This window comes from Bacillus kalamii, assembly GCF_047238185.1.
Taxonomy (GTDB): Bacteria; Bacillota; Bacilli; order Bacillales; family DSM-1321; genus Bacillus_AD.
Genome location: NZ_JBDFMI010000001.1, coordinates 1051273 through 1071215, shown reverse-complemented (window position 1 = coordinate 1071215; position 19943 = coordinate 1051273). Strand labels below are relative to the sequence as shown.

The window sequence follows — 19943 nt, the reverse complement described above, 5'->3', positions numbered from 1 at the left end:
ATGACAATCACTGGTAATTCATTCTAATAGTAACACAATTCAGAATGTACTGTCATATCAATTATTCGTTCTTTCCATATCCATTCAATTCGGCAAGCCGAAAAACAAATCCGCTTCATCCTGTTCAAGGCTGTCTTCCGAAACCTCTTCCAAAGGAGGCAGTTCCTTCAAGGTTTTCAAACCAAAACAATCAAGGAATTCTTTGGTCGTCCCATATAAAATTGGCCGTCCAGGCCCTTCTGCGCGGCCAGTCTCCTTAATCAGTGCCTTGGCGGTCAATGTCTGTAGGGAGCGGTCTGTCTTCACTCCTCTAATTTGTTCGATTTCCACGCGCGTAATCGGCTGTTTATAGGCTACAATTGCCAACGTTTCCAGTGCCGCCTGAGAAAGGGATGCATTATTCGACGATTCGACTAACTTTTTAAGATGGTCCGCATGCTCTTTTTTGGTAACCATTTGGAATACACCGCCAACTTCGATGATCGTTAATCCTCTGGCCCGCTTTTTATAGTCATCCCTAAGATTCTCCAGTAGTTCTGTCGCTTGCAAAGCGGTAGTTTCTAGTACCTCTGTCATTTGCTGCAGGCTGATTCCTTCGTCGCCTGCCGCGAACAGAAGCGCCTCCAGTATGCCTTGCATTTTATTGATATTCACTGCTTCATGCACCTTCCTTGTTAGCTATAAATAAATCGGCAAAGTTGTTCTCCTGCTCGGCATATATTTCATTCCGTTTAAGCAATTCCAATATCGCCAGGAATGTAATGACAATATGCTCTTTATTATAGAAGGGAAACAGCGAATTGAAGCTTACTCTTCCAGACAGCGATTTAATTTCCCTGCGGATCTCGTCCATCCTTTTTTCAATCGAAATTTCTTGTCTGGTCACTTTCGTATGAAGTGGCTTTTGCAGTTTTTTCCTTCTGAGAAGCTTATGGTATGCACCCAGCATATCATATAAGGTAATATTCAGATCTATCTTCTGAGGGCCCAATTCCTTCATTAAATGCGTTAGATCTGTAGGCGGCTTTGAAAACATAAGGCTTCTTTCTTGTTCAAGAGTATGCAATTCTTCCGCCGCTTGTTTGTACTTTTTGTACTCGAGCAGCCTTTCCACCAGTTCATCCCGAGGGTCTTCCTCATATTCAAAATCCGTTTCTTCTTCCATATCATCTTCATATTTTGGCAGGAGCATCTTACTCTTAATAGCCAAAAGTGTCGCAGCCATCACTAAATATTCAGAGGCAACGTCCAATTCCAATTCCTTCATCGTATGGATGTACATTAAGTATTGCTCCGTGATCTCCGCGACAGGAATATCATATATATCTATTTCCAATGTATGTATCAAATGCAGCAACAAGTCCAAAGGACCTTCGAAAGCATCTATCTTTACGTTATATATCATGTATGTTCACCATCATTTTATAATTACAGCTTTACCCATATTATAGAGGAAAACCGAAGGTAATCCTATATATTTTCGTTTCCGCCGGCTGCGTAATATTTAACATTTCCCATTTTGGACAAGCAGGCGGCATATTAGAAGCAATTAAACTTGCATGTTTTAGGCGCAAGCCTATACCCATTCCATTATTGTGTCATATGCTGACATTGAAGTAAACCTTTAAGGAGGTCATTGCAATGGGTGAAAGTAGTTGCGGCGGTGGTTACAATAATGGGTTTGCATTGATTGTAACACTATTCATTTTGTTAGTGATTGTTGGTGCGGCTTACTGCTGCTAGAAAAGGTGCCCGGCTTTAGCCCGGGTTTTTTTACATAGAGCTTCCCATTATGGCGGATTACCTCCTGAATTGCTACAATTGGGTAGGGAGTGATTACATGAACTATCCGGAGCCGTACGTCCTATTTTTAATTGAATTCCATGCAAAAAGGGATTACTTCGAATGCCACGAGCTTTTAGAGGATTATTGGAAAGAACAGGAGCCGGGCGGCAAACGGGAATCCATATGGGTCGTTCTGATCCAATTGGCTGTCGCCTCCTACCACTTCCGCCGGGGTAATCTCCTCGGTGCTTCTAAGATGCTGGATAAGGCATTTTCCAATTTGCATAGTGTTGATGGGAATATAGTCCATTCCATCGGATTGGATTTCGCCTTGTTGGAAAAAAGGATATTATCTGAACAAAGCCGTCTAAACGATGGCCTTCCATACAGGCCATACAATCTTCCCATTGTTGATACAGCTCTTTTGGATGAGTGCCGGCAACTCTGCGGGCAGCAAGGGATCGAATGGGATAATAACTGCCCGGTTTCCGAGCAAATTATGAATAAACATCTCTATCGGCATGGCAAAAAGGGCGCATATACAAAGAAAAGGACAAGCGAATGAAAGGGCTTGTCCTTTTCTTTGTATTCGAATGAAATGTAATTCAATGGCATTCTACTTATTGCTTGTCATCAGCTTTACGGCATTTATCCAGGAACGGTGCAATAACACTATTAGCCTGAACGCTCTTATCGGCATATAAAGATTTGACTTCCTCGTACATCTTTCGGCCGATTCCTTGATATCTGAAAGAAGGGTTTACGGTTAAATGCTGGATCGTAGCTGTGCCATCATCATCGATGACAAGGCCGATTAAACCGACAATATCTTCTTCTTCCTTCCACAGAAGCAAATTCCAGTTATCCTGAGTTTCATATTGCTTGATGGCCGCCTGCAAAGTCTTAACGTCTTTTTCGCCGGGCATAAAAGATAATAAACCCATCGCAATCTTTTCGACATTCTTTTTATAACGTATTAGCATATTCTTACCTCTTTGTATTGAAGAACATTTTTATTTAAACCAACCATATAATATACATCCTATTTTACAAGAAATCGATCGTTCTATCAACTTCTCTAATCGAACTAACATTCGCATCCAGTAAGAATGACACATTTGCCCTAGCAAAACTTAAAAAGCTGACATCCTATAATTAGTTCCTTTGTATCAAAATCAGGCTATGAAGACCCAATAGATGCATCCCCATATTATACAGAATAGAGCCAGCAGCAGAAATAAGTAACCGTTTTTTCTTTTCATAGATCCTCCTATAAAAAATAAGATATAACCCATTTTACCAAATATAACCACAGCACTGCTATTTATTCATATAGGGGGATCCAGTTGCTTGCACCGGTTTCACCTTCCATTGAGTGAAACGAATACGACTTGAGCCATATTGATTTCTAAGATTGGTTTCTTTATGCTATATAAGTGCTTATTCCCAGAATGCCTATATTTTTGTCATATTTCGAGAAAAATTGAATCCTTTTTCTTACGTATTACGTCAATAACCTTAAGGAGGTTAAAATATGAAACACATCAGTAGAAAAATTATGCTTGCATTGATTGCATGCAGCTTAATGATCATGCCTTTACAAGCTTTTGCCGATACGCAGGCCGGAGATGTCATTGTAACACTAGGAGAAAATTTGACACCCCAACAAAAACAACAACTATTAAATGAAATGGGCGTAAGCTCTGATGTCGATACCGTTACAGTATCAAATGCAGAGGAACATGAATACTTAGGAAGCTATATCTCGAAACGATTAATAGGCACACGCGCCATTTCTTCAAGTAAGATTACAATGGGAAATAAAAATTCAGGGCTTGTGGTGAAAACCAACCACATCAACTGGGTTTCAGATGAAATGTACATCAACGCCTTGGCGACTGCAGGAGTAAAGGACGCCGAGATTTATGTAACGGCCCCATTCGATGTTTCGGGCACAGCCGCTTTGACAGGGATCATGAAGGCCTATGAAATCTCTTCAGATAAAAAAATCCCTGAGGATGTCAAACAGGCAGCAAACCAGGAAATGGTGACAACAGCAAAATTGGGCGACCAGATCGGTAAAGATGAAGCATCTGCCTTGATGACAAAGATCAAAGAGAACATCTCAAAAAATCCTCCCCAAAATGAAGAGGAAACGAAAGATGTCATTCAACAGTCCGCTAAAGATGTCGGTGTCGATTTAACAGATAAACAGTTGCAAAGTTTAGTAGATTTATTCAATAAATTGAAAGACTTGAATATCAACTGGGATAAAGTCGGCGATCAATTGAATAATGCAAAAGATAAATTGAAAAATTACTTAAGCTCCGATGAAGGTCAAAGCTTCCTTGATAAATTAAAGGATTTCTTTTCAAGCTTGATCGATGCGATTAAGTCTTTCTTCAGTTAACCGATAAAGCCCCCGGAAATGTTTCCGGGGGCTTTTCTTTTTGATAAACATTTTACTTAATGGCAGGTTCACGCAAAGGCACATCCAGTCTGACAATGTCATGGATGGTTTCCCTTTTTACAACAAGCTGGTCTTCTCCATTCTCCACAAAAACGACAGGCGGCCGAGCAATGCGGTTATAATTATTCGCCATAGAATACCCATAAGCCCCCGTACAGAAGACGGCCAATACATCATCGTTCATAACCTTCGGGAGAGGAATATCCCAGATGAGCATATCTCCGCTCTCACAGCATTTTCCTGCAATTGATACGGTTTCTTCATTGGCGTCATTGGCTCTATTCGCTAAAACAGCATCATATTTGGCATGGTAAAGTGCTGGGCGGATATTATCGCACATGCCTCCATCAACCGCTACGTATTTGCGGATGTTCGGGATTTCTTTAGTTGAACCAATTGAATAAAGAGTGGTCCCTGCATCGCCGACCAGCGAACGGCCAGGTTCGATCCATATTTCCGGTACTTCCAAACCGAACTCATTCGATAGCTTTTTCACTTCAACCACAATTTTTTCTACATATTGAGCCGGAGGCAAAGGTTTGTCCTCCTCTGTATAACGTATGCCAAAGCCTCCCCCCAGATTAAGTACTTTAGCGTGAAAACCATATGTTTGATACCAGGTTTTCAATACCTCCAATAATTTGTCTGCGGCAAGCAAAAATCCGGCTGTTTCAAAAATTTGCGAACCGATATGGCAATGCAAGCCTAAAATATCCAAATATTCACTCTTTTCAGCGAATCGCATCGCTTTCTCGGCCTGGCCGCTATGTAAATGGAATCCGAATTTCGAATCTTCCTGCCCTGTTACAATATAATCATGGGTATGCGCTTCTACTCCTGGAGCCACACGTAAAAGAATCGGCATTTTTTTGCCATGCTTGAGACATATTGATTCAAGGAGCTCTAACTCATACTCATTGTCCACCACTACACAGCCGATTTCCTCGGTTACTGCCATTTCCAATTCATCTTTGCTCTTATTATTTCCATGGAAATGGATTTTTTCTTTTGGGAATCCGGCCATTATGGCCGTGTACAGCTCACCGGCTGATACTACGTCCAAAGATAACCCTTCCTCTTCGGCCAATTGGATCATTGCGATTGATGAGAATGCTTTACTGGCATATGCAACTTGCGCTGAAACGCCTAAATGGGCAAATGTATCTTTAAACCCTTTTGCTCTCTCTCTGATTAACGCAACATCATACACATATAATGGCGTTCCATATGTTTGAGCGAGTTCAACCGTATCTTTCCCGCCAATTTCAAGATGGCCCTGATTGTTCACTGTGCTGGTTCCGTACAAATGCATTGCCCTCATCCCTTCTCCTATAATGACATACTTGGTCTTAATGCAGAGATTCCGGACATTCATCCAAATGCCCGGAATCTCATCAACCTCTATTTCGACTATGTACCCATAGAAATGAACCGTGAAATTCCACTGTATTCACACTGCAGTCCGACAAAGTCTGAATCATTTTTAAATTATCACAATACACCTTGAACTTCAAGTGAAGATCAAGAATTTTTTGGTTGTTTGTAGCGATTTCTCGGATGGACTATACTCGGGCGGATTTTTGATCCCGGTATGGATTTTCTTACTAAAATCTGTAGGAATGCCGCAAAATTAAACGGGATGAGCGGCCATAAATACGGTGTCCGAAAAGCACGGATGCCTACTAAAAATAAGATATAAATGGTTGTGCCTACCACAAAGCCCGGCGCCTTGAAAATGGCGACGCATCCCAGCAAGAACAGCCGGGCTAATTTATTGGCGACACTTAACTCCAGACTAGGTGTAGCGAATGTTCCCATTGTTGCTGCTGCTACATATAGAATGACCTCCCCAACAAACATGCCGACATCAATCGCAATTTGGCCGATAATGACAGCAGCTACCAAACCCATTGCTGTCGAAAGCGGGGTAGGCGTATGTATAGCAGCAAGCCTCAATATTTCCACCCCAATATCGGCAATCAAGATTTGCACAAGGATCGGCATATTCGTTTGTTCATTAGGGCCGATAAAGGCAATTCGTTCCGGCAGCATAGATGGTTCCAAAATGAATAAATACCAGAGCGGCAAAAGAAAGATGGATATAAAAATGCCAATAAACCGGATCCATCTGACAAATGTGCCTACTGCAGGTGATTGCCTGAATTCTTCAGCATGCTGCACATGGTGGAAATACGTAGTAGGTGTAATAATGACACTCGGCGACGTATCCACGTATACAAGAACATGTCCCTCCAGGAGATGTGTGGCTCCGACGTCTGCCCTTTCTGTATACCGGACAAGAGGGTAAGGATTATATCCTTGCCGCACCATAAATTCTTCTACTGTTTTATCAGCCATCGTCAATCCATCGATTTTAATATCCTGTATTTTTTTTCGGACAGTCTCAATCAAATTCGGATTTGCCACATCTTTTAAATATCCGATTGCTACATCCGTTTTTGATCGCTCTCCTACTTTGATGATTTCAAACCTGAGACGTTCATCATGTATGCGCCTTCTGGTCAAGGCTGTATTGATGATGATATTCTCCACATACCCATCACGGGAACCCCTGACTACTTTTTCCGTATCTGGTTCACTCGGTGTCCTGCCAGGATAGTTTCTGACATCGACGACTAGTGCATGGTCCTCCCCTTCCATCACAAATACAACTAAACCAGTAAGAACTTGGTCTACCAATTCATCCAACGTCTTGATGACCGTTACAGATTGGTTAACCAACCGGTTTTCGATCAGTTCAAAAATGTGGGTATTCAATTTTTGATGCTCATTCAGCTCCACTAGTTCCTTCAATAGCTCTATGACAAATTCTGTATCGCACAGTCCATTGATATAATAAAGATTTAAATCTTTCTTTAAGACTTGGAATTTCCTGACGCCCAAGTCAAAACTGACGCCAAGACCGACTTTTTCCTTCATGAATGCTTCAGTCTGTTTCAGCTTTTTTGGAATCGGGACTTTTTCTTCACTTTTGGTCGTCATAAAATCCACTCCTTTCGAGAATGAGTTCAACGGCAAGCTTGGTAATCGGCGAGCCTATACTGTAATGATCCTTCATGGCCATTTTTCCGATATCACCGATACCGACGACAATTGGCACATTCAGGGAATCGATACTGTATACAGTGTCCCCAGTTATGAGACCGATATCCATCTCAGGCACTCCGAATTTATCGACGCCATAGGGAGTCAATTGACCGTCACGGTCAATACAGACATCCACCTTCGTCCATTCGCGATGCCTTGTTTTGGAGGCAACGGCAATGATGCCCAATATATCGATATCAGGATGTGTCGCTACAAACATCATGACTTTTTCTCCAGAACCCTTTCCGACAAATCCGCTGTCATCCACCATAACCAAGACGGGATCGGAAGCAGCTTTTTTGATTAACCTGACCAATTTAGGCCCTGTAATGACAGACGGATTGCCCTGTGACACCGATATACAGCGTCCGCCCACAGCCTTGGCAGCCAATTGGACAGACCTTGCCGCATATTCATCTCCATCTGTCACCAATATCACTTTACGCTTTAGATCCATGGGCGCTGATCCTTTCCTGTTTTACTGATCGACAAAATAAATCCATTGGAATAACGATCCACATATTTTCCCAATTACAATTGCCATTAATAAATAGATAATCTGTTCTTGTATGCCAATGCGCTTGGCAAGTAACGGAAGTACATTCAAAACCTCTGTCAGAGCTGCAGCCAGCATACCATTAAATATTCCGCTCAAAAGGCCAATGATTGAAAGGACTATAACAGGCGTATGAAATTGGTAATCATTCAGGCTTAGCCAGCCGCCGATTACGACTCCCACTATCGCTGCAGCTTCATAATGATGGATATTCCGTTCAGTTTTTGTCAGCTGGGTGATTCTAGGAATCACCCCAAGCACAGTTAAAAATGCGACAAAGCCGGCTCCTACCGCCAGCCCTCCGGCAAAACCGATAAAAATAAGGCTAATCGTCTGCACGATCATCTAAATCGACCATGCTTTCTTTGTTTTCATTCACCATGACATAATGGTCCAGATCCTGCTGGTAATTGAACATCTCGACTTCCAATGGGCTTGGCTCTTCATTGAAGCGCTTTTTGAAAAAATGATTAAAGAATAGCACCATGCCAAGACCCAATCCTACACTGTAAGGAATCTGAAGAATCAATGGTTTGGCCGACTCCTTGCCTGTCATTATCGTATAGATTTTTTGATGGACTGGCCTCATACTGACATCTTCATGGAAATTCATAATCGTCATTCCAGCTCCTACGAATAATAGGGACCAGACCAAGAGAAAAATAAGGGGTTGCCCTTTTTTCTGCTTTGGCTTCACTTCAATAATAGTCTGATTCGGGCCTACTGCCTGCAGTTCAACATGTCCAATGGACTGAAGGACCGTATCGATCAGCATGATCAGATCAATGACAATGATATTGCGGTCCTGTTTGGATATTTCGTAGATGAGCAGCTCATTCATTTGATTGACGAGCTTTTCGGGACCGATGCATTTTGCGATATCGCGGATATAAATCTTTCTCTTCCCTGCTACCTGGACTCGCTGTCTCATTCGGATATAGAGGATGCTATTCATCTCATCACCCCGTTCCTAAAATAACCCTCTCTTTCTAGTATGTTTATGGATTTCAAGTACATACCGGGATTAGGCCAACACCATCATTTACCAACCAAATTCTTCTTCACTTCGGCATTTTGAAACTTCTTCAACGTCTTTCACGTCAAATCCCATAAAGGAGGAGTGCCTTTGAAAGGACTTATGAAGTCATTTGCCATTATGCTTTTATTCTGTTTGTTGTCGGGCTGTTCCCATGAAAAAATGAAGAATAATTATGAAAAAACTCCATCATCCTTGCCCCATTTTATTTTTCATCAAAACGATATTCCTCCCTCTATATCAGCGATTGTTACTGCAGGCAACAATCAGTATGAAATGGCAAGAGGAAATTATACATGGACTACACAAAATAAAACCATAACAACCGATGCTGCCTCACCGATCCAACTAGCAAAAACCAGCACACCAATTTTAATGGAGCCTGGCCATACATTGGAGATTACGATTGAACAAGACCCTGAAATCGAGGTGTATTTATGGAATTCTACGCAAAATCATTTACTATTGGAGGATTATCACCAAATAACCGTTCCACTGGATAAAGGACATTATATTTATGAGGCCATCGCCAAATGGGCCAATGGTGAAGTCTCCTATACGTTTGTCGTAGAGGTACATTGAAGGCACACATAAAAAAAGAACATCGATTCCGATGCTCTTACTTTAATCAGAGAACATATATTTTTTCCTTTTCAGCGAAATATTCAACACGATACTAAGGCCAAGCATCGTACTCATGACTGAACTTCCTCCATAGCTCATGAGAGGAAGCGGAATTCCCGTAATAGGCAAAAGTCCGCTTACCATCCCGATGTTTTGGAAAATGTGGAAGGTAATATATGCAGAAATACCTGCACAAATATAGGACTCAAAGGATGTGGACATCATCCCGATTCTGACGATACGATAAATGATCAGGAAATACACTAGGATGAGAACCGTTCCCCCGATAAACCCATATTCTTCCCCGACAATCGCAAAAATAAAATCCGTATGGGCTTCCGGGATAAACACACTCGTTTGATTGAATCCCTTTCCAGATGATAAACCGGATCCAATCGCCATTATGGACTGCGACAGCTGATATCCGATTCCTTGGCTGAATTGGAAGGGATCCAGCCAAGAATAGATCCTGTTTAACTGATAATCATCCAAAAGGTGGAGCAATAATACCGGATTGATGATATATGTCACCACTAAACCAGCAATGACTAGCAAAAGGAATCCGATTACACCCCATATGAGCATCTTGTGGATACCCGAGACAAACAGGATTGCCATGACAATTACAAACATAACCAAAGTGGTGCCAAAATCATTTTGCAGTAATGTCAGTATCAACGGTAAAAAGGAGATCAACCCTATTTTCCATATTAACAGCACATCTTTTTTGACGTCTCCAATGTCATATTTCTTCCGATGTTTATATACACTATTGGACAGCATTAGAATTAGGAATATCTTCATGAATTCAGAAGGCTGAATGGAGATGCCCGGCAAGGAAATCCATGATTTTGCCCCATTGATTTCCGGTGTCAGCTTGGCAGGTCCAAATAACACGAACAGCAACAAAACGATGCCAAATGCATAAAGGTAGGGGGAAAGGTTCTGGATAGCTTTCATATCGAAATAAAAAATGATCGCCATAATCATAAAACCAATCGCAAACCATTGAAGCTGCTTTTCCATATACGGTATTGGGAATTGCGAATATTTTTGTGCGCTGTATAGACTAAAACAGCTAAAGATCATAATTAACAGGATAAAAAACAATAAATAGGAATCAAAATTACTTTTCAATTGCTTCATTCACATCACCATTTGACTTCGTATTTACATAAAAGCTAAGCATAGTCCGATAAATAAAAGGAAAAAGATAAACAAAAGGATGAATTTTAAATAATGGAGCCTTTTTTGAATAATGAGGTCAATCGGTGAATAATCGATCCGTTCCATATCATTTTCCACCTTTTTATATGTATTTATATATCTAAACTCCTCTGATACGGTATATTCTCCATACTAACACAAAATTTGTAAAATTAAGTAAATAAAAATAAAATAGCTGTATGGATTTGTTCTACTTTCACGTATACTATATGTGTAAAACTTTTATGAAGGTAGGTAATCACCGATGAAAAAGAAAAAAGCAAAAACAATTGGAGAAATGACAAACAGCAGAAGGACATGGTCATTCGATGCTTCAACCAGAATCGTAAAAAACCGAAAAGGAAAAGGCTCCTACAATCGCAAGCGAAGCAAACACTTCAGCGATCAGGAGCCTTTTTTTATTTGAATGGCAAGCACAACAATAATTGATAATTATTGTCATAAAACAGACTTCGCTTACATGTATTTTATTAAGGACTCCTTTTGAATTAGGCTGTTCTTTTTGTTTGTGCACAAACATCCTTACATGATTGCTATCAAATGAATCGGAGTGATGAAATGTCGATGAAGAAAAGAAAGACTGTATTATCCTTACTGTTTTCACTGCTTTTAGTCAGTTTAATTCCTTTTGAAAGCAGTGAAGCAATGCAAATCACAACTAGCAACGCAGAAGGAACAAATGAAACCATTTCTCCACAGGCTACTGCCGCCAATAAGCCTTTCCCTCAGCATACCAAATACTTTGCAGGTACAATTAAACCAAACCATGTGACCCAATCCAAAATGGATCAAGAAGTGAAACGTTTATATGGAGAATGGAAAAACCGCTATTTAAAAAAAGACCCTAATAAGCCTGACCGTTACTATGTATATTACAACCTCGAAAATTATTCAGAACCAGCCAACGCCGTTTCCAGTTCTGAAGGGCATGGCTACGGTATGCTAACAACAGCATTAATGGCTGGCTATGATTCAGATGCAAAGACCTATTTTGATGGATTATATCGCTTCTATAAAGATCATCCCAGCTCTATCGATCCGTCTTTGATGGCTTGGCAGCAAGTAAAGAACTCTTCCGGAAATATCATTACCAATCCTGACGGAGGAGATGATGCGGCAACAGACGGTGACATGGATATTGCCTATGCCTTACTCCTGGCGGATAAACAATGGGGCAGCAGTACTGGCATCCATTATTTGAATGAAGCTAAAAAAGTGATGAAAGCCATTATGTCAAAAGAAGTGCACCACTCTGAATGGATATTGAAGCTGGGTGATTGGGCAAGCGACACTGATACTAAATATGGAACAGGAACTCGTTCATCTGACTTCATGCTTGAACATTTAAATGTGTTCCGAAATGTATCAGGAGATTCCAATTGGCAAAAAGTCAAAGATAAAACATCCAATATCATCAACTCCGTATACCAGGCCTACAGTCCGAATACTGGTTTATTGCCAGATTTCAATATCAAAAAGAATGGAAAATACCAGCCTGCAGCCCCTTATTACCTTGAATCAGAAAACGACGGCAAATATAGCTGGAACTCCTCAAGAGTACCTTGGAGAATCTCGATGGATTTTATTATAAATGGAAATACTTCCGCCAATAATCAATTAAATAAACTCAATACATGGATCAAACAGAAAGCCAGCAACAATCCAAGCAAAATCATGGCCGGCTATGAGCTAAATGGGCAACCACTGGAAAACTATAACAGCATTGCATTCACCGCCCCATTTGCAGTAAGTGCGATGCTCCAATCCGGAAATCAATCGTGGCTGAATGCTTTATGGGATTATACTGTCCAATCGCCGACTTCTGAAAATGCCTATTTCGATAACAGTATACGTATATTATGTATGATTATTGTCTCCGGTAATTGGTGGAGTCCAAATTGATCTACTTGCTAAGCCAATACAAACCCCACAGTTGTGAAGTTTAACTGTGGGGTTTTCCAAAAAATAGGTTTGGCCGAGCGTTTCAAGAACTTGAAGCTGTGTATATGCAGGCCTACTGATTCTAGCGGCAGGAAACAACTTCAGGTAGCTCCCTTTGTGCTGAACGTACGATGGGCCCCCGTCTAAAAATGTACTATCAATGCGAGTAATACTTTTATTAGGAAGTAAATGTATTCGCCCTGTTATTTCAATAATTTTTGTGTGAGCAGTATATATGCTCTTAATCGTAGGACACCTACCTTTTATGACAAGCAGAGGTTTATTTAACCTTTTTTCCGACATAAGTTGCTTCCGGCCGGAAGAGGGCATTATCTTCTGACTGCTCCAATACGTGTGCAGTCCATCCGACAATTCGAGCAGCAGAAAAGGTAGGTGTAAATAAGGTGCTTTTCATGGAGAGTGTTTTCATTATGGCTGCCGCATAAAATTCGACATTTGTATATAATTCTCTGCCCGGCTTAGCTTCTTTCAGTATCTCTATGGCCTTTTCTTCAGTTTCCATTGCAAGATCCAGCCATTCATCCTCACCGCTGTAAGAGGTAAGTACCCGCTTTAAGGCTCTGGCCCTTGGGTCAACCGTTTTATAAACACGGTGGCCGAATCCCATGATCCGTTCCCCTCTTTCCAGCTTCCCGGAAATAATAGCTTCTGCAGATCCACTTTCATATATCTCATTCAATAAATCAATGACTCCGGATGGCGCCCCTCCATGCAACGGCCCCTTCATGGTGCCAATTGCTGATGTGATGGCCGACACCAAATCTGATTCGGTGGAAGCCGTCACCCTTGCTGCAAATGTTGAAGCATTCATCCCATGCTCCATTGTAAGGATCATATACATTTCCAACGCTCTGACCTGTACGGCATCAGGTGCCTTTCCCGTAAGCATGAATAAATAGTTTTCTACATGGCCAAACTCTTCATTTGGCAAAACAGGTTCTACCCCATCCAAGATACGGCTGCGGAAAGCAATAATGGCCGGTATCATTGCCGTTAGCTTGACCGCTTGCTCAATGTTCGGCTTCCAAGCGTACCAACTGGTTCCGGAAGCTGATATGACAGTTCGAAGAACACTCATTTCATCCATATCCATTGGAAGCTCTTTAAGCATATTCACCATATAATCCGGCAGATTCCTACTATTGATTAATTCTTTTTTTAGCCATGCCAGCTCATGATTGTTGGGAAAATGGGAAGTCCATAATAAGTAAGCTACTTCTTCAAACGACTTACCCTCAGCCAATGTAAGCATGTCATATCCCCTATAAATCAGTTCCCCTTTTTTTCCATCGATAAAGCTTATGGCCGTTTCAGCAGCTACAATCCCTTTCAAACCGCGATGAAACATGTTCAACACCCCTTTTCTTCTTATTGTTCAGTTTACAAAATATTTAAAATTAATAAAATTAAATATATTTCAACTAATCATTTAATAATATTAATCAATTAATATAAACTTTTAAAAAGGGATATGATCATTGCCTCCATTTATTTACATATAATTCATTTTCTTCTACTATAATGATATACGGGCATTCAGAATGTACAAACCTGAATGCCCTGATCGTAAAGGAGGGATCTCATGAAAAAGTGGTATATAATCGTTAGCCTTTTAGCCATTGGCAACCTATTTTTAATCCTTTACATTACATTCCACCAAATCAAATTGGATGATGGGCTGCAAATCTATTCATTCAGTGGCAGCAATAGCCTAATGTCCGTGCAAGATGGCATCATTGCCATTACACCTTATAAGCAAATCATCTACGGAGGGAATTTCCAATACAAAGGGGAAGCAGTAAAAGAACTGGAAAGGGCAAATACTAAGCTTTATATCTCATTTCCAAATAAAAAGAATAACAGCTTTTGGAACGAAAGCCATATGTTGAATGAGGTGGACAGTTCCAATAAAAAACAACTTGCATCCATGTTGAACGGAACAAACCCTACCATCGCAGGAAAAAAACTGCTCTGGGCAAAAGATAGGAAAAATATGCATGATCATCTTTTTTTCCAAATGGAATTCCAGACAAAAAACGGTGACCGCATTACTTTTCCGCCATTAAAAATGAACGTTCAAAGAGTTATTGAAGAAAACAGTTCTTTTTGACAAAATCCTTAAAAATCCAATTTTGTTCAGGAAAGCCAAACATCATTTCCTTTGATTAAATAATGGACAATTCGGTCAATTATAAATATACTATTCTATTATGTCGGATTGCCATTATGAGTAGGTTCTATTGGAGGGAACATAAATGGAGTTTAGTTGGCTTCATACCTTTTTAACAGCCGCCAAATGCGGAAATTTCCGAAAGACGGCTGAATTATTATTTATCTCTCAACCTTCCGTTACTGTCCACATTCATAACCTGGAGAAAGAACTAGGCACCCCCCTGTTCAAAAGAGAGGGAAGAAAAGTTACTTTAACGGAAGAAGGAAAACGATATATAACGCATGCTGAGCAATTATTGGATGTGTATCGGCAAGGATTGACCGATTTGCATTCTTTCAGCCAGGGCTATACATCAGCCTTTTCTCTGGCCATATCGCCTGTCTTTGCCGATACCATACTGCCATTTGTTTTAAAACAGTTTATGGCAACGCACCCTTATATCGAGGTATCTGTTCAGGTACTGGAATCGAAGGAAATGGAAGACGCCGTCCTCAATGACAGAATAGATATGGGGCTATCTTGTATACATAGCGGCCATGCCGGCCTCTATAGCGAATTATTGTTCAGCAGCGATATTAGGCTAATTATCCCCCATGACGGCTTCGATGAAGAAAGTGCCCCTCCTTTGGATGAAGAAGAAATTTTGATGAACTCCATTTTAATTACGGACAACCATCCCGTTTATTGGGAGATTATCAAACGGAATGTGAAAAGCCGCTATCCCGGTGTCCGTTTTATGACGGTTTCCCAGATACATATTACAAAACGCTTTATTGCTGAAGGGCTAGGGGTCTCCTTTTTGCCCATTTCGACCGTCCGCCGCGAGTTGCTAGAAGGCAGGTTGTTAGAGGTACCTGATACTGCCATTCATTTGCCACAGGCACATTTTTATGCGCATATGAAGCATAAGCATCGGATCCAGACAGATTTTATGACGTTTATCGAACAGTATAGACTATAAAAAGAGAGCGATGACATCGCTCTCTTCCTATTATACTTCCATTACATAGCAATCCTCATATTTCCCCTCGTGCCATTCATGCCCGTGAAGCTCTTTCACGATCCGAAACCCGCATTTATAATAACAGGCGACAGCTCTTTGGTTACGGATTTGTGGATCCAGCACTACTTTCACCGCTCCCTTTTTTTCTTTCAAAAAGTCGATGGCGGCCTTTACAAGCATTTGGCCGATACCGCGATCCCGGTAATCTCCTTCTCCAATGAATTGATCCATCCCATAGATTATGCCATCGCTTCCACTGTATCCATATGCCGCTCTTTCTTCTCTATTTATTGGGTAACACTGGAAATAACCGACAGGTAACCCATCGTATAGAATAAGACAGCTGTCTTTTCGCCCTTTTACTTCTTCATAAAAGACTTTCAAAATTCTTTCTTCATTAAATGGATTGTCTCTTCCTTCATAGAACTCCAGTAGTTCAGGATCGGAAAGCCATTTAGCCATATAGGGAATATCCTCTTTTTCCAAATGTCTGACCATTAGTCCATCTCTCTCGAATAATATATGTTCATCGCTCATATCGGCACCTACCCTTTCTATATTATAATAGCAAAATCAATCTTTCCCTCTCCGTTTTACGGTATGATACTAATAACAACCATTGAGGAGTATGCTTGATGTCGAAGCCAATACAATATATCATTTGGGCTATGGCCCTGATTGCCTTGAACATGGCAGCGTTCCCAGTCGCATTGGTCTCCCTTTTTGCAAGCAGGGATTTTTTTTCGCTCGACGGGCTTATCGCTTTACTGATCATCTTAATGCCAAACCTGATTTCGTTGCAATAATTTATTTCTATCAGGAAAAGCGAAGAAGCATTATATCATAGGATTATGGGCCATGCTGGTTATGATTCTTTCATACTTTCTCATTGCCCAATTTATGTATGTTCTTATTTCATTGATTTTATCGGTCATCAGTCTAAGCATATCGCTTATTCTAATGGATTTGGATTTTAAGCAGAATAGCAGAAAACTTCCTGGAAAATAGGTTTTTTCACAAGTACGTATAGGAAGCATACGATGCGAATCGAATAGTGAATGTACCCCGCCGTTATTTTACAATTTCCAGTAAAATAAATAGCTTACTGTTGCAAAAAGGACTGGAAGCTTTAGCTCCAGTCCTTTCTTCCAGCGCTATTTCAGGCTGTATATGCGATTTTACCCACTGCGCTCATCATCCATTCATATTGGCGCAATCGAACTTCAAATAATCGGACTGCATCATGGTATACTTCCGGATTTTCTTTCATGATCGCCAACAATTCTTCTTTTTCACTGATTTGTTCATGGGCTTCTTCCACACGGTCTTCCAAGGCTTCCACTGGCGGGTGGAAGAACAGGTGTAAATCCCTTTCAATGGCTTGTTCAAACACATCGAAAGCAAGCATGAATTTGGACACGATATTATTGGTCGTTTCAACATAACTCTCACTTTCAATAAATTTCTTGTATTGGTTATACAGCATTGTTTTATTTTGCGCCAATACATTGAATAGCTTTCCTGCGCTTTTCAAAATGAATTGCTGCGGAGTATGGCGCAGTAGAATATTTTCATTCTCTAATCTGACACCGCTTGTCATCCGGTGCATATCGCGCTGCCAGTCATCAAGGATGCGGAAATCATACTGGAACGAAACCTTCTTTTCCCCATACAAAGCATTCAAACTTTGAGCCATATCATCCAGATTTTGCTTGGCCGAAATGAGTTCAGCATTTGAGTGCTGAATCCATTCTTCCAATGAACGGTGGAACTTCGGTAAAATATCCTGTTCGATATATGTCTGGATTTTAATGTTCATTTCATTATTCAGCTGAATGTGGACTTTCCTGAAGTCACTGTCTTCGCTTAATAAGGAAGAGCAGCCTTTAAGCATTCTTGGTATATCCCTTATCATGGTTGCCTTCATATCTTCTTTGATCGAATGATAATCCCGAGATATTTTATCACTTTTATCACTTTGCATTTCATGGATTTCTGCAATCGATGCATTTAGTTTTTTGACCATATCCTGATTCCAGGCAATACCCTGCTTATATTTGTTTTTCTTCTCTACACGGCTTTCCAATAAGAAGGTGATCGTTTTACGGATGACCTGCAGCATTTTGCCTGCTCTCTTTTCCAGCCTGCTGTCAGTTGACGAAACCTTGCGGAATAATGATTGGATCGCTTCATCCTGTCCTTCAATATCATATTTGGAAGAAAATGCTATCACTTCTGTATTCGGGACGTATTCCACAATGCGCGCATATGTTTCATCGACGATGCGCTTAGCTTCTTTTTTATTGTAGATGGCATCGAGTTTTGTGATGACAAATGCAACTGGGAGATGCGGCGATTGTTCTGTCATCTTTAACAGAATATCGCGTTCCTGATCCGTAAATGGATCCTCCGCATCCAACACAAATAACAGACAATCGGCAAGCGGCAAGAATTCAATCACTTCCTGTTCATCTTTTCGTCCTCTAAATCCTGGAGTGTCTATTAGAGCAATATGGTTCTCCGCCAAAATATCGGACGGGATGGCCACATCTGTCAATGATTTAGGTTTCGTGCCCTCTTCCGGATTCAAAACATTCAGCACATCGGGCGTGTCGATTTCAGAATGCAGATCTTTATCGGAGACAAACGTCACTTGCGGAGTAATACCCGCCTTGATGCGAACCGTATTTTTTGTTGCACCCTCAAAAAGAGGCGTCTTCAATATCGTATTGATAAATGAAGATTTTCCGGTTTCATTCACACCGGCAACAAGAATATTCTGTTTATCCAAATCGAGTATTTCTTCCACAAACCAGCGCAGTTTAGCACTTACTTCCACATCGTTCTTGCTGGCCCAGCGCACAAGTGAATCGAACAGATTCAAGCTGTCTTCCAAAAGGCTGGGGTTTTGCTCACAATCCCATATATTCGTTTCTGCTTTCTGAGCATCGCTTGTTTGGATACTGCCCGGGAAGAATTCATTCCAAGCGAGCAGTGCTGAATAGGACGCCAACGCCTTTGCCTCATTCGTAATGGCAGCCCAATTCATCAGCAGCTCAGGGATGACATCCTGAATGTCCTTCAGCTCAAAACGGCCGTCTGCCAACTCCATGAATGCTGACTGGTATAACTCAGATAATTGCTTCCAATGCTTTGATTGTTTGACATCCAGCCCGCGTAAAAGCTGGTCAAAGCTGATAATCCATTGTAAATAGAAAGGACCGTCATGATATGTGTTCCAAAGCGATACAGCCATTTCCTCGAATCGTTTACCATCAATGCCATAAAGCACTTGCAAGGCGTAGGAGAAATAATCCGGCGACATTTCTTGGGTATATCCTTCTTTTATATATGTGTGCAACGTATCGAACCAAGCGGCCGATTCTGTCCGCACCGCTTCATTGACAGCAAGTTCAATGGCATTTGGCCAATCTTTCTTTTGTTCAAAAAAGGCACGTGCCACTTCCGTGATTTGCTGATAATCGGGGTTGATGGAAACAGCTTCTTTTATATAGTAAACTGCCTTATCCTGATTTTTTTCTTCTATATAGATTTCAAACAGTTTCAAAGCGATTTCCGTTTGCAGAATCAATTGGTCTGTCTTAATCGATTTATACCTTTCAATCGCATCCGAGAACAAGCCTAGTTCGAAATAGGCATCTCCAACATTTTTCTGTGCCCAAGGCTCCAATTCATTTGAGATATTATCCCATTTAAAAACGGCTGTTTCATAATCCTGATAAAGAAAATAAACCTCGCCCTGCGCAAAACGAATATACGATAAATCCGCCATATCCTTCGAATTTTCTTGTTGGAACATTTTCCCCAATGCTTCGACAGGTTCTTTTATCGGTTGTTCCGATAAAAGCGATTCATAATATGTTTTTTTACTTAAATGGTTCTCGATCGTCATAGTAGTCTCCTTATTATATTTATTTGAAAATATAACTTTATGTACTCAAGCGTATTCTTCTTGAAGCGCTTGTTAAAATGTATACC

At 40.8% G+C, this 19943-nt stretch carries 22 protein-coding genes; 9 read left to right on the top strand and 13 right to left on the bottom strand.

The window, feature by feature from the left end:
* Positions 1–84 precede the first annotated feature (84 nt).
* Both scpB and ABC357_RS05420 read right to left on the bottom strand, forming a co-directional pair.
* Entirely contained in the window at positions 85–654 is a 570-nt protein-coding gene (scpB, locus tag ABC357_RS05425; RefSeq protein WP_412886522.1) for an SMC-Scp complex subunit ScpB, read from the bottom strand.
* 4 nt (positions 655–658) lie between these two features.
* Entirely contained in the window at positions 659–1405 is a 747-nt protein-coding gene (locus tag ABC357_RS05420) for a segregation/condensation protein A (protein WP_412886521.1), read from the bottom strand.
* A 236-nt stretch (positions 1406–1641) separates the two neighbouring features.
* Here ABC357_RS05420 and ABC357_RS05415 point away from each other — a divergent pair, with 236 nt between their 5' ends.
* Both ABC357_RS05415 and ABC357_RS05410 read left to right on the top strand, forming a co-directional pair.
* Positions 1642–1743 (top strand): YjcZ family sporulation protein, encoded by a 102-nt coding sequence (locus ABC357_RS05415; protein WP_412886520.1) that lies wholly within the window; start codon positions 1642–1644, stop codon positions 1741–1743.
* Positions 1744–1840: 97 nt separating this feature from the next.
* The gene (locus ABC357_RS05410) at positions 1841–2350 is read left to right on the top strand and encodes a DUF309 domain-containing protein (RefSeq protein WP_412886519.1); all 510 of its coding nucleotides are present in this window, start codon (positions 1841–1843) and stop codon (positions 2348–2350) included.
* A gap of 55 nt (positions 2351–2405) precedes the next feature.
* Here the strand turns inward: ABC357_RS05410 and ABC357_RS05405 are convergent, their stop codons facing one another.
* Complete coding sequence (locus tag ABC357_RS05405; RefSeq protein ID WP_412886518.1) at positions 2406–2768, bottom strand: GNAT family N-acetyltransferase; 363 nt, start codon at positions 2766–2768, stop codon at positions 2406–2408.
* Positions 2769–3319: 551 nt separating this feature from the next.
* On the opposite strand from ABC357_RS05405, the gene ABC357_RS05400 reads away from it, so the two are divergent.
* The gene (locus tag ABC357_RS05400; protein ID WP_412886517.1) at positions 3320–4195 is read left to right on the top strand and encodes a DUF1002 domain-containing protein; all 876 of its coding nucleotides are present in this window, start codon (positions 3320–3322) and stop codon (positions 4193–4195) included.
* 52 nt (positions 4196–4247) lie between these two features.
* On the opposite strand, the gene lysA is transcribed toward ABC357_RS05400, so the two are convergent.
* From lysA to ABC357_RS05375, 5 genes are all read right to left on the bottom strand, one after another.
* The gene (gene lysA, locus ABC357_RS05395; protein WP_412888585.1) at positions 4248–5567 is read right to left on the bottom strand and encodes a diaminopimelate decarboxylase; all 1320 of its coding nucleotides are present in this window, start codon (positions 5565–5567) and stop codon (positions 4248–4250) included.
* Positions 5568–5776: 209 nt separating this feature from the next.
* A complete protein-coding gene (locus tag ABC357_RS05390; protein WP_412886516.1) occupies positions 5777–7258 on the bottom strand; it encodes a spore germination protein in 1482 nt (493 codons plus the stop codon).
* Positions 7242–7820, bottom strand: coding sequence for a stage V sporulation protein SpoVABEA (gene spoVAEA, locus ABC357_RS05385; protein WP_412886515.1), 579 nt, complete (start codon positions 7818–7820; stop codon positions 7242–7244). The genes ABC357_RS05390 and spoVAEA overlap by 17 nt, the downstream gene beginning before the upstream one ends.
* A gap of 21 nt (positions 7821–7841) precedes the next feature.
* Positions 7842–8264 carry a stage V sporulation protein AB gene (locus tag ABC357_RS05380; protein WP_412886514.1) on the bottom strand — a complete coding sequence of 141 codons (423 nt, stop codon included), beginning with the start codon at positions 8262–8264 and terminating at the stop codon, positions 7842–7844.
* Complete coding sequence (locus ABC357_RS05375) at positions 8245–8874, bottom strand: stage V sporulation protein AA (protein WP_412886513.1); 630 nt, start codon at positions 8872–8874, stop codon at positions 8245–8247. Before ABC357_RS05375 ends, ABC357_RS05380 begins: the two co-directional genes overlap by 20 nt.
* A gap of 171 nt (positions 8875–9045) precedes the next feature.
* Between ABC357_RS05375 and ABC357_RS05370 the strand changes: the two genes are divergently transcribed.
* Positions 9046–9537, top strand: coding sequence for a hypothetical protein (locus ABC357_RS05370; protein ID WP_412886512.1), 492 nt, complete (start codon positions 9046–9048; stop codon positions 9535–9537).
* Between the two features lie 42 nt (positions 9538–9579).
* On the opposite strand, the gene ABC357_RS05365 is transcribed toward ABC357_RS05370, so the two are convergent.
* Together ABC357_RS05365 and ABC357_RS05360 are read right to left on the bottom strand one after the other, a co-directional pair.
* The gene (locus ABC357_RS05365; RefSeq protein WP_412886511.1) at positions 9580–10725 is read right to left on the bottom strand and encodes an FtsW/RodA/SpoVE family cell cycle protein; all 1146 of its coding nucleotides are present in this window, start codon (positions 10723–10725) and stop codon (positions 9580–9582) included.
* Between the two features lie 24 nt (positions 10726–10749).
* On the bottom strand, positions 10750–10872 hold the full coding sequence (locus tag ABC357_RS05360; RefSeq protein ID WP_412886510.1) for a hypothetical protein: 123 nt from the start codon (positions 10870–10872) through the stop codon (positions 10750–10752).
* Between the two features lie 178 nt (positions 10873–11050).
* Here ABC357_RS05360 and arfA point away from each other — a divergent pair, with 178 nt between their 5' ends.
* The gene (gene arfA / locus ABC357_RS05355; RefSeq protein WP_412886509.1) at positions 11051–11212 is read left to right on the top strand and encodes an alternative ribosome rescue factor ArfA; all 162 of its coding nucleotides are present in this window, start codon (positions 11051–11053) and stop codon (positions 11210–11212) included.
* 152 nt (positions 11213–11364) lie between these two features.
* Positions 11365–12708 carry a family 8 glycosyl hydrolase gene (locus ABC357_RS05350; protein ID WP_412886508.1) on the top strand — a complete coding sequence of 448 codons (1344 nt, stop codon included), beginning with the start codon at positions 11365–11367 and terminating at the stop codon, positions 12706–12708.
* Between the two features lie 319 nt (positions 12709–13027).
* Here the strand turns inward: ABC357_RS05350 and ABC357_RS05345 are convergent, their stop codons facing one another.
* Positions 13028–14116: a citrate synthase/methylcitrate synthase gene (locus ABC357_RS05345; RefSeq protein ID WP_412886507.1), complete on the bottom strand. Its 1089-nt coding sequence runs from the start codon at positions 14114–14116 to the stop codon at positions 13028–13030.
* Positions 14117–14350: 234 nt separating this feature from the next.
* On the opposite strand from ABC357_RS05345, the gene ABC357_RS05340 reads away from it, so the two are divergent.
* Complete coding sequence (locus tag ABC357_RS05340; RefSeq protein ID WP_412886506.1) at positions 14351–14878, top strand: hypothetical protein; 528 nt, start codon at positions 14351–14353, stop codon at positions 14876–14878.
* Positions 14879–15023: 145 nt separating this feature from the next.
* Positions 15024–15902: a LysR family transcriptional regulator gene (locus ABC357_RS05335; RefSeq protein ID WP_412886505.1), complete on the top strand. Its 879-nt coding sequence runs from the start codon at positions 15024–15026 to the stop codon at positions 15900–15902.
* Positions 15903–15932: 30 nt separating this feature from the next.
* Here the strand turns inward: ABC357_RS05335 and ABC357_RS05330 are convergent, their stop codons facing one another.
* Positions 15933–16481, bottom strand: coding sequence for a GNAT family N-acetyltransferase (locus ABC357_RS05330; RefSeq protein ID WP_412886504.1), 549 nt, complete (start codon positions 16479–16481; stop codon positions 15933–15935).
* Between the two features lie 98 nt (positions 16482–16579).
* Here ABC357_RS05330 and ABC357_RS05325 point away from each other — a divergent pair, with 98 nt between their 5' ends.
* Positions 16580–16750: a hypothetical protein gene (locus ABC357_RS05325; RefSeq protein ID WP_412886503.1), complete on the top strand. Its 171-nt coding sequence runs from the start codon at positions 16580–16582 to the stop codon at positions 16748–16750.
* 353 nt (positions 16751–17103) lie between these two features.
* On the opposite strand, the gene ABC357_RS05320 is transcribed toward ABC357_RS05325, so the two are convergent.
* Positions 17104–19857 (bottom strand): dynamin family protein, encoded by a 2754-nt coding sequence (locus ABC357_RS05320; protein ID WP_412886502.1) that lies wholly within the window; start codon positions 19855–19857, stop codon positions 17104–17106.
* Positions 19858–19943 lie beyond the last annotated feature (86 nt).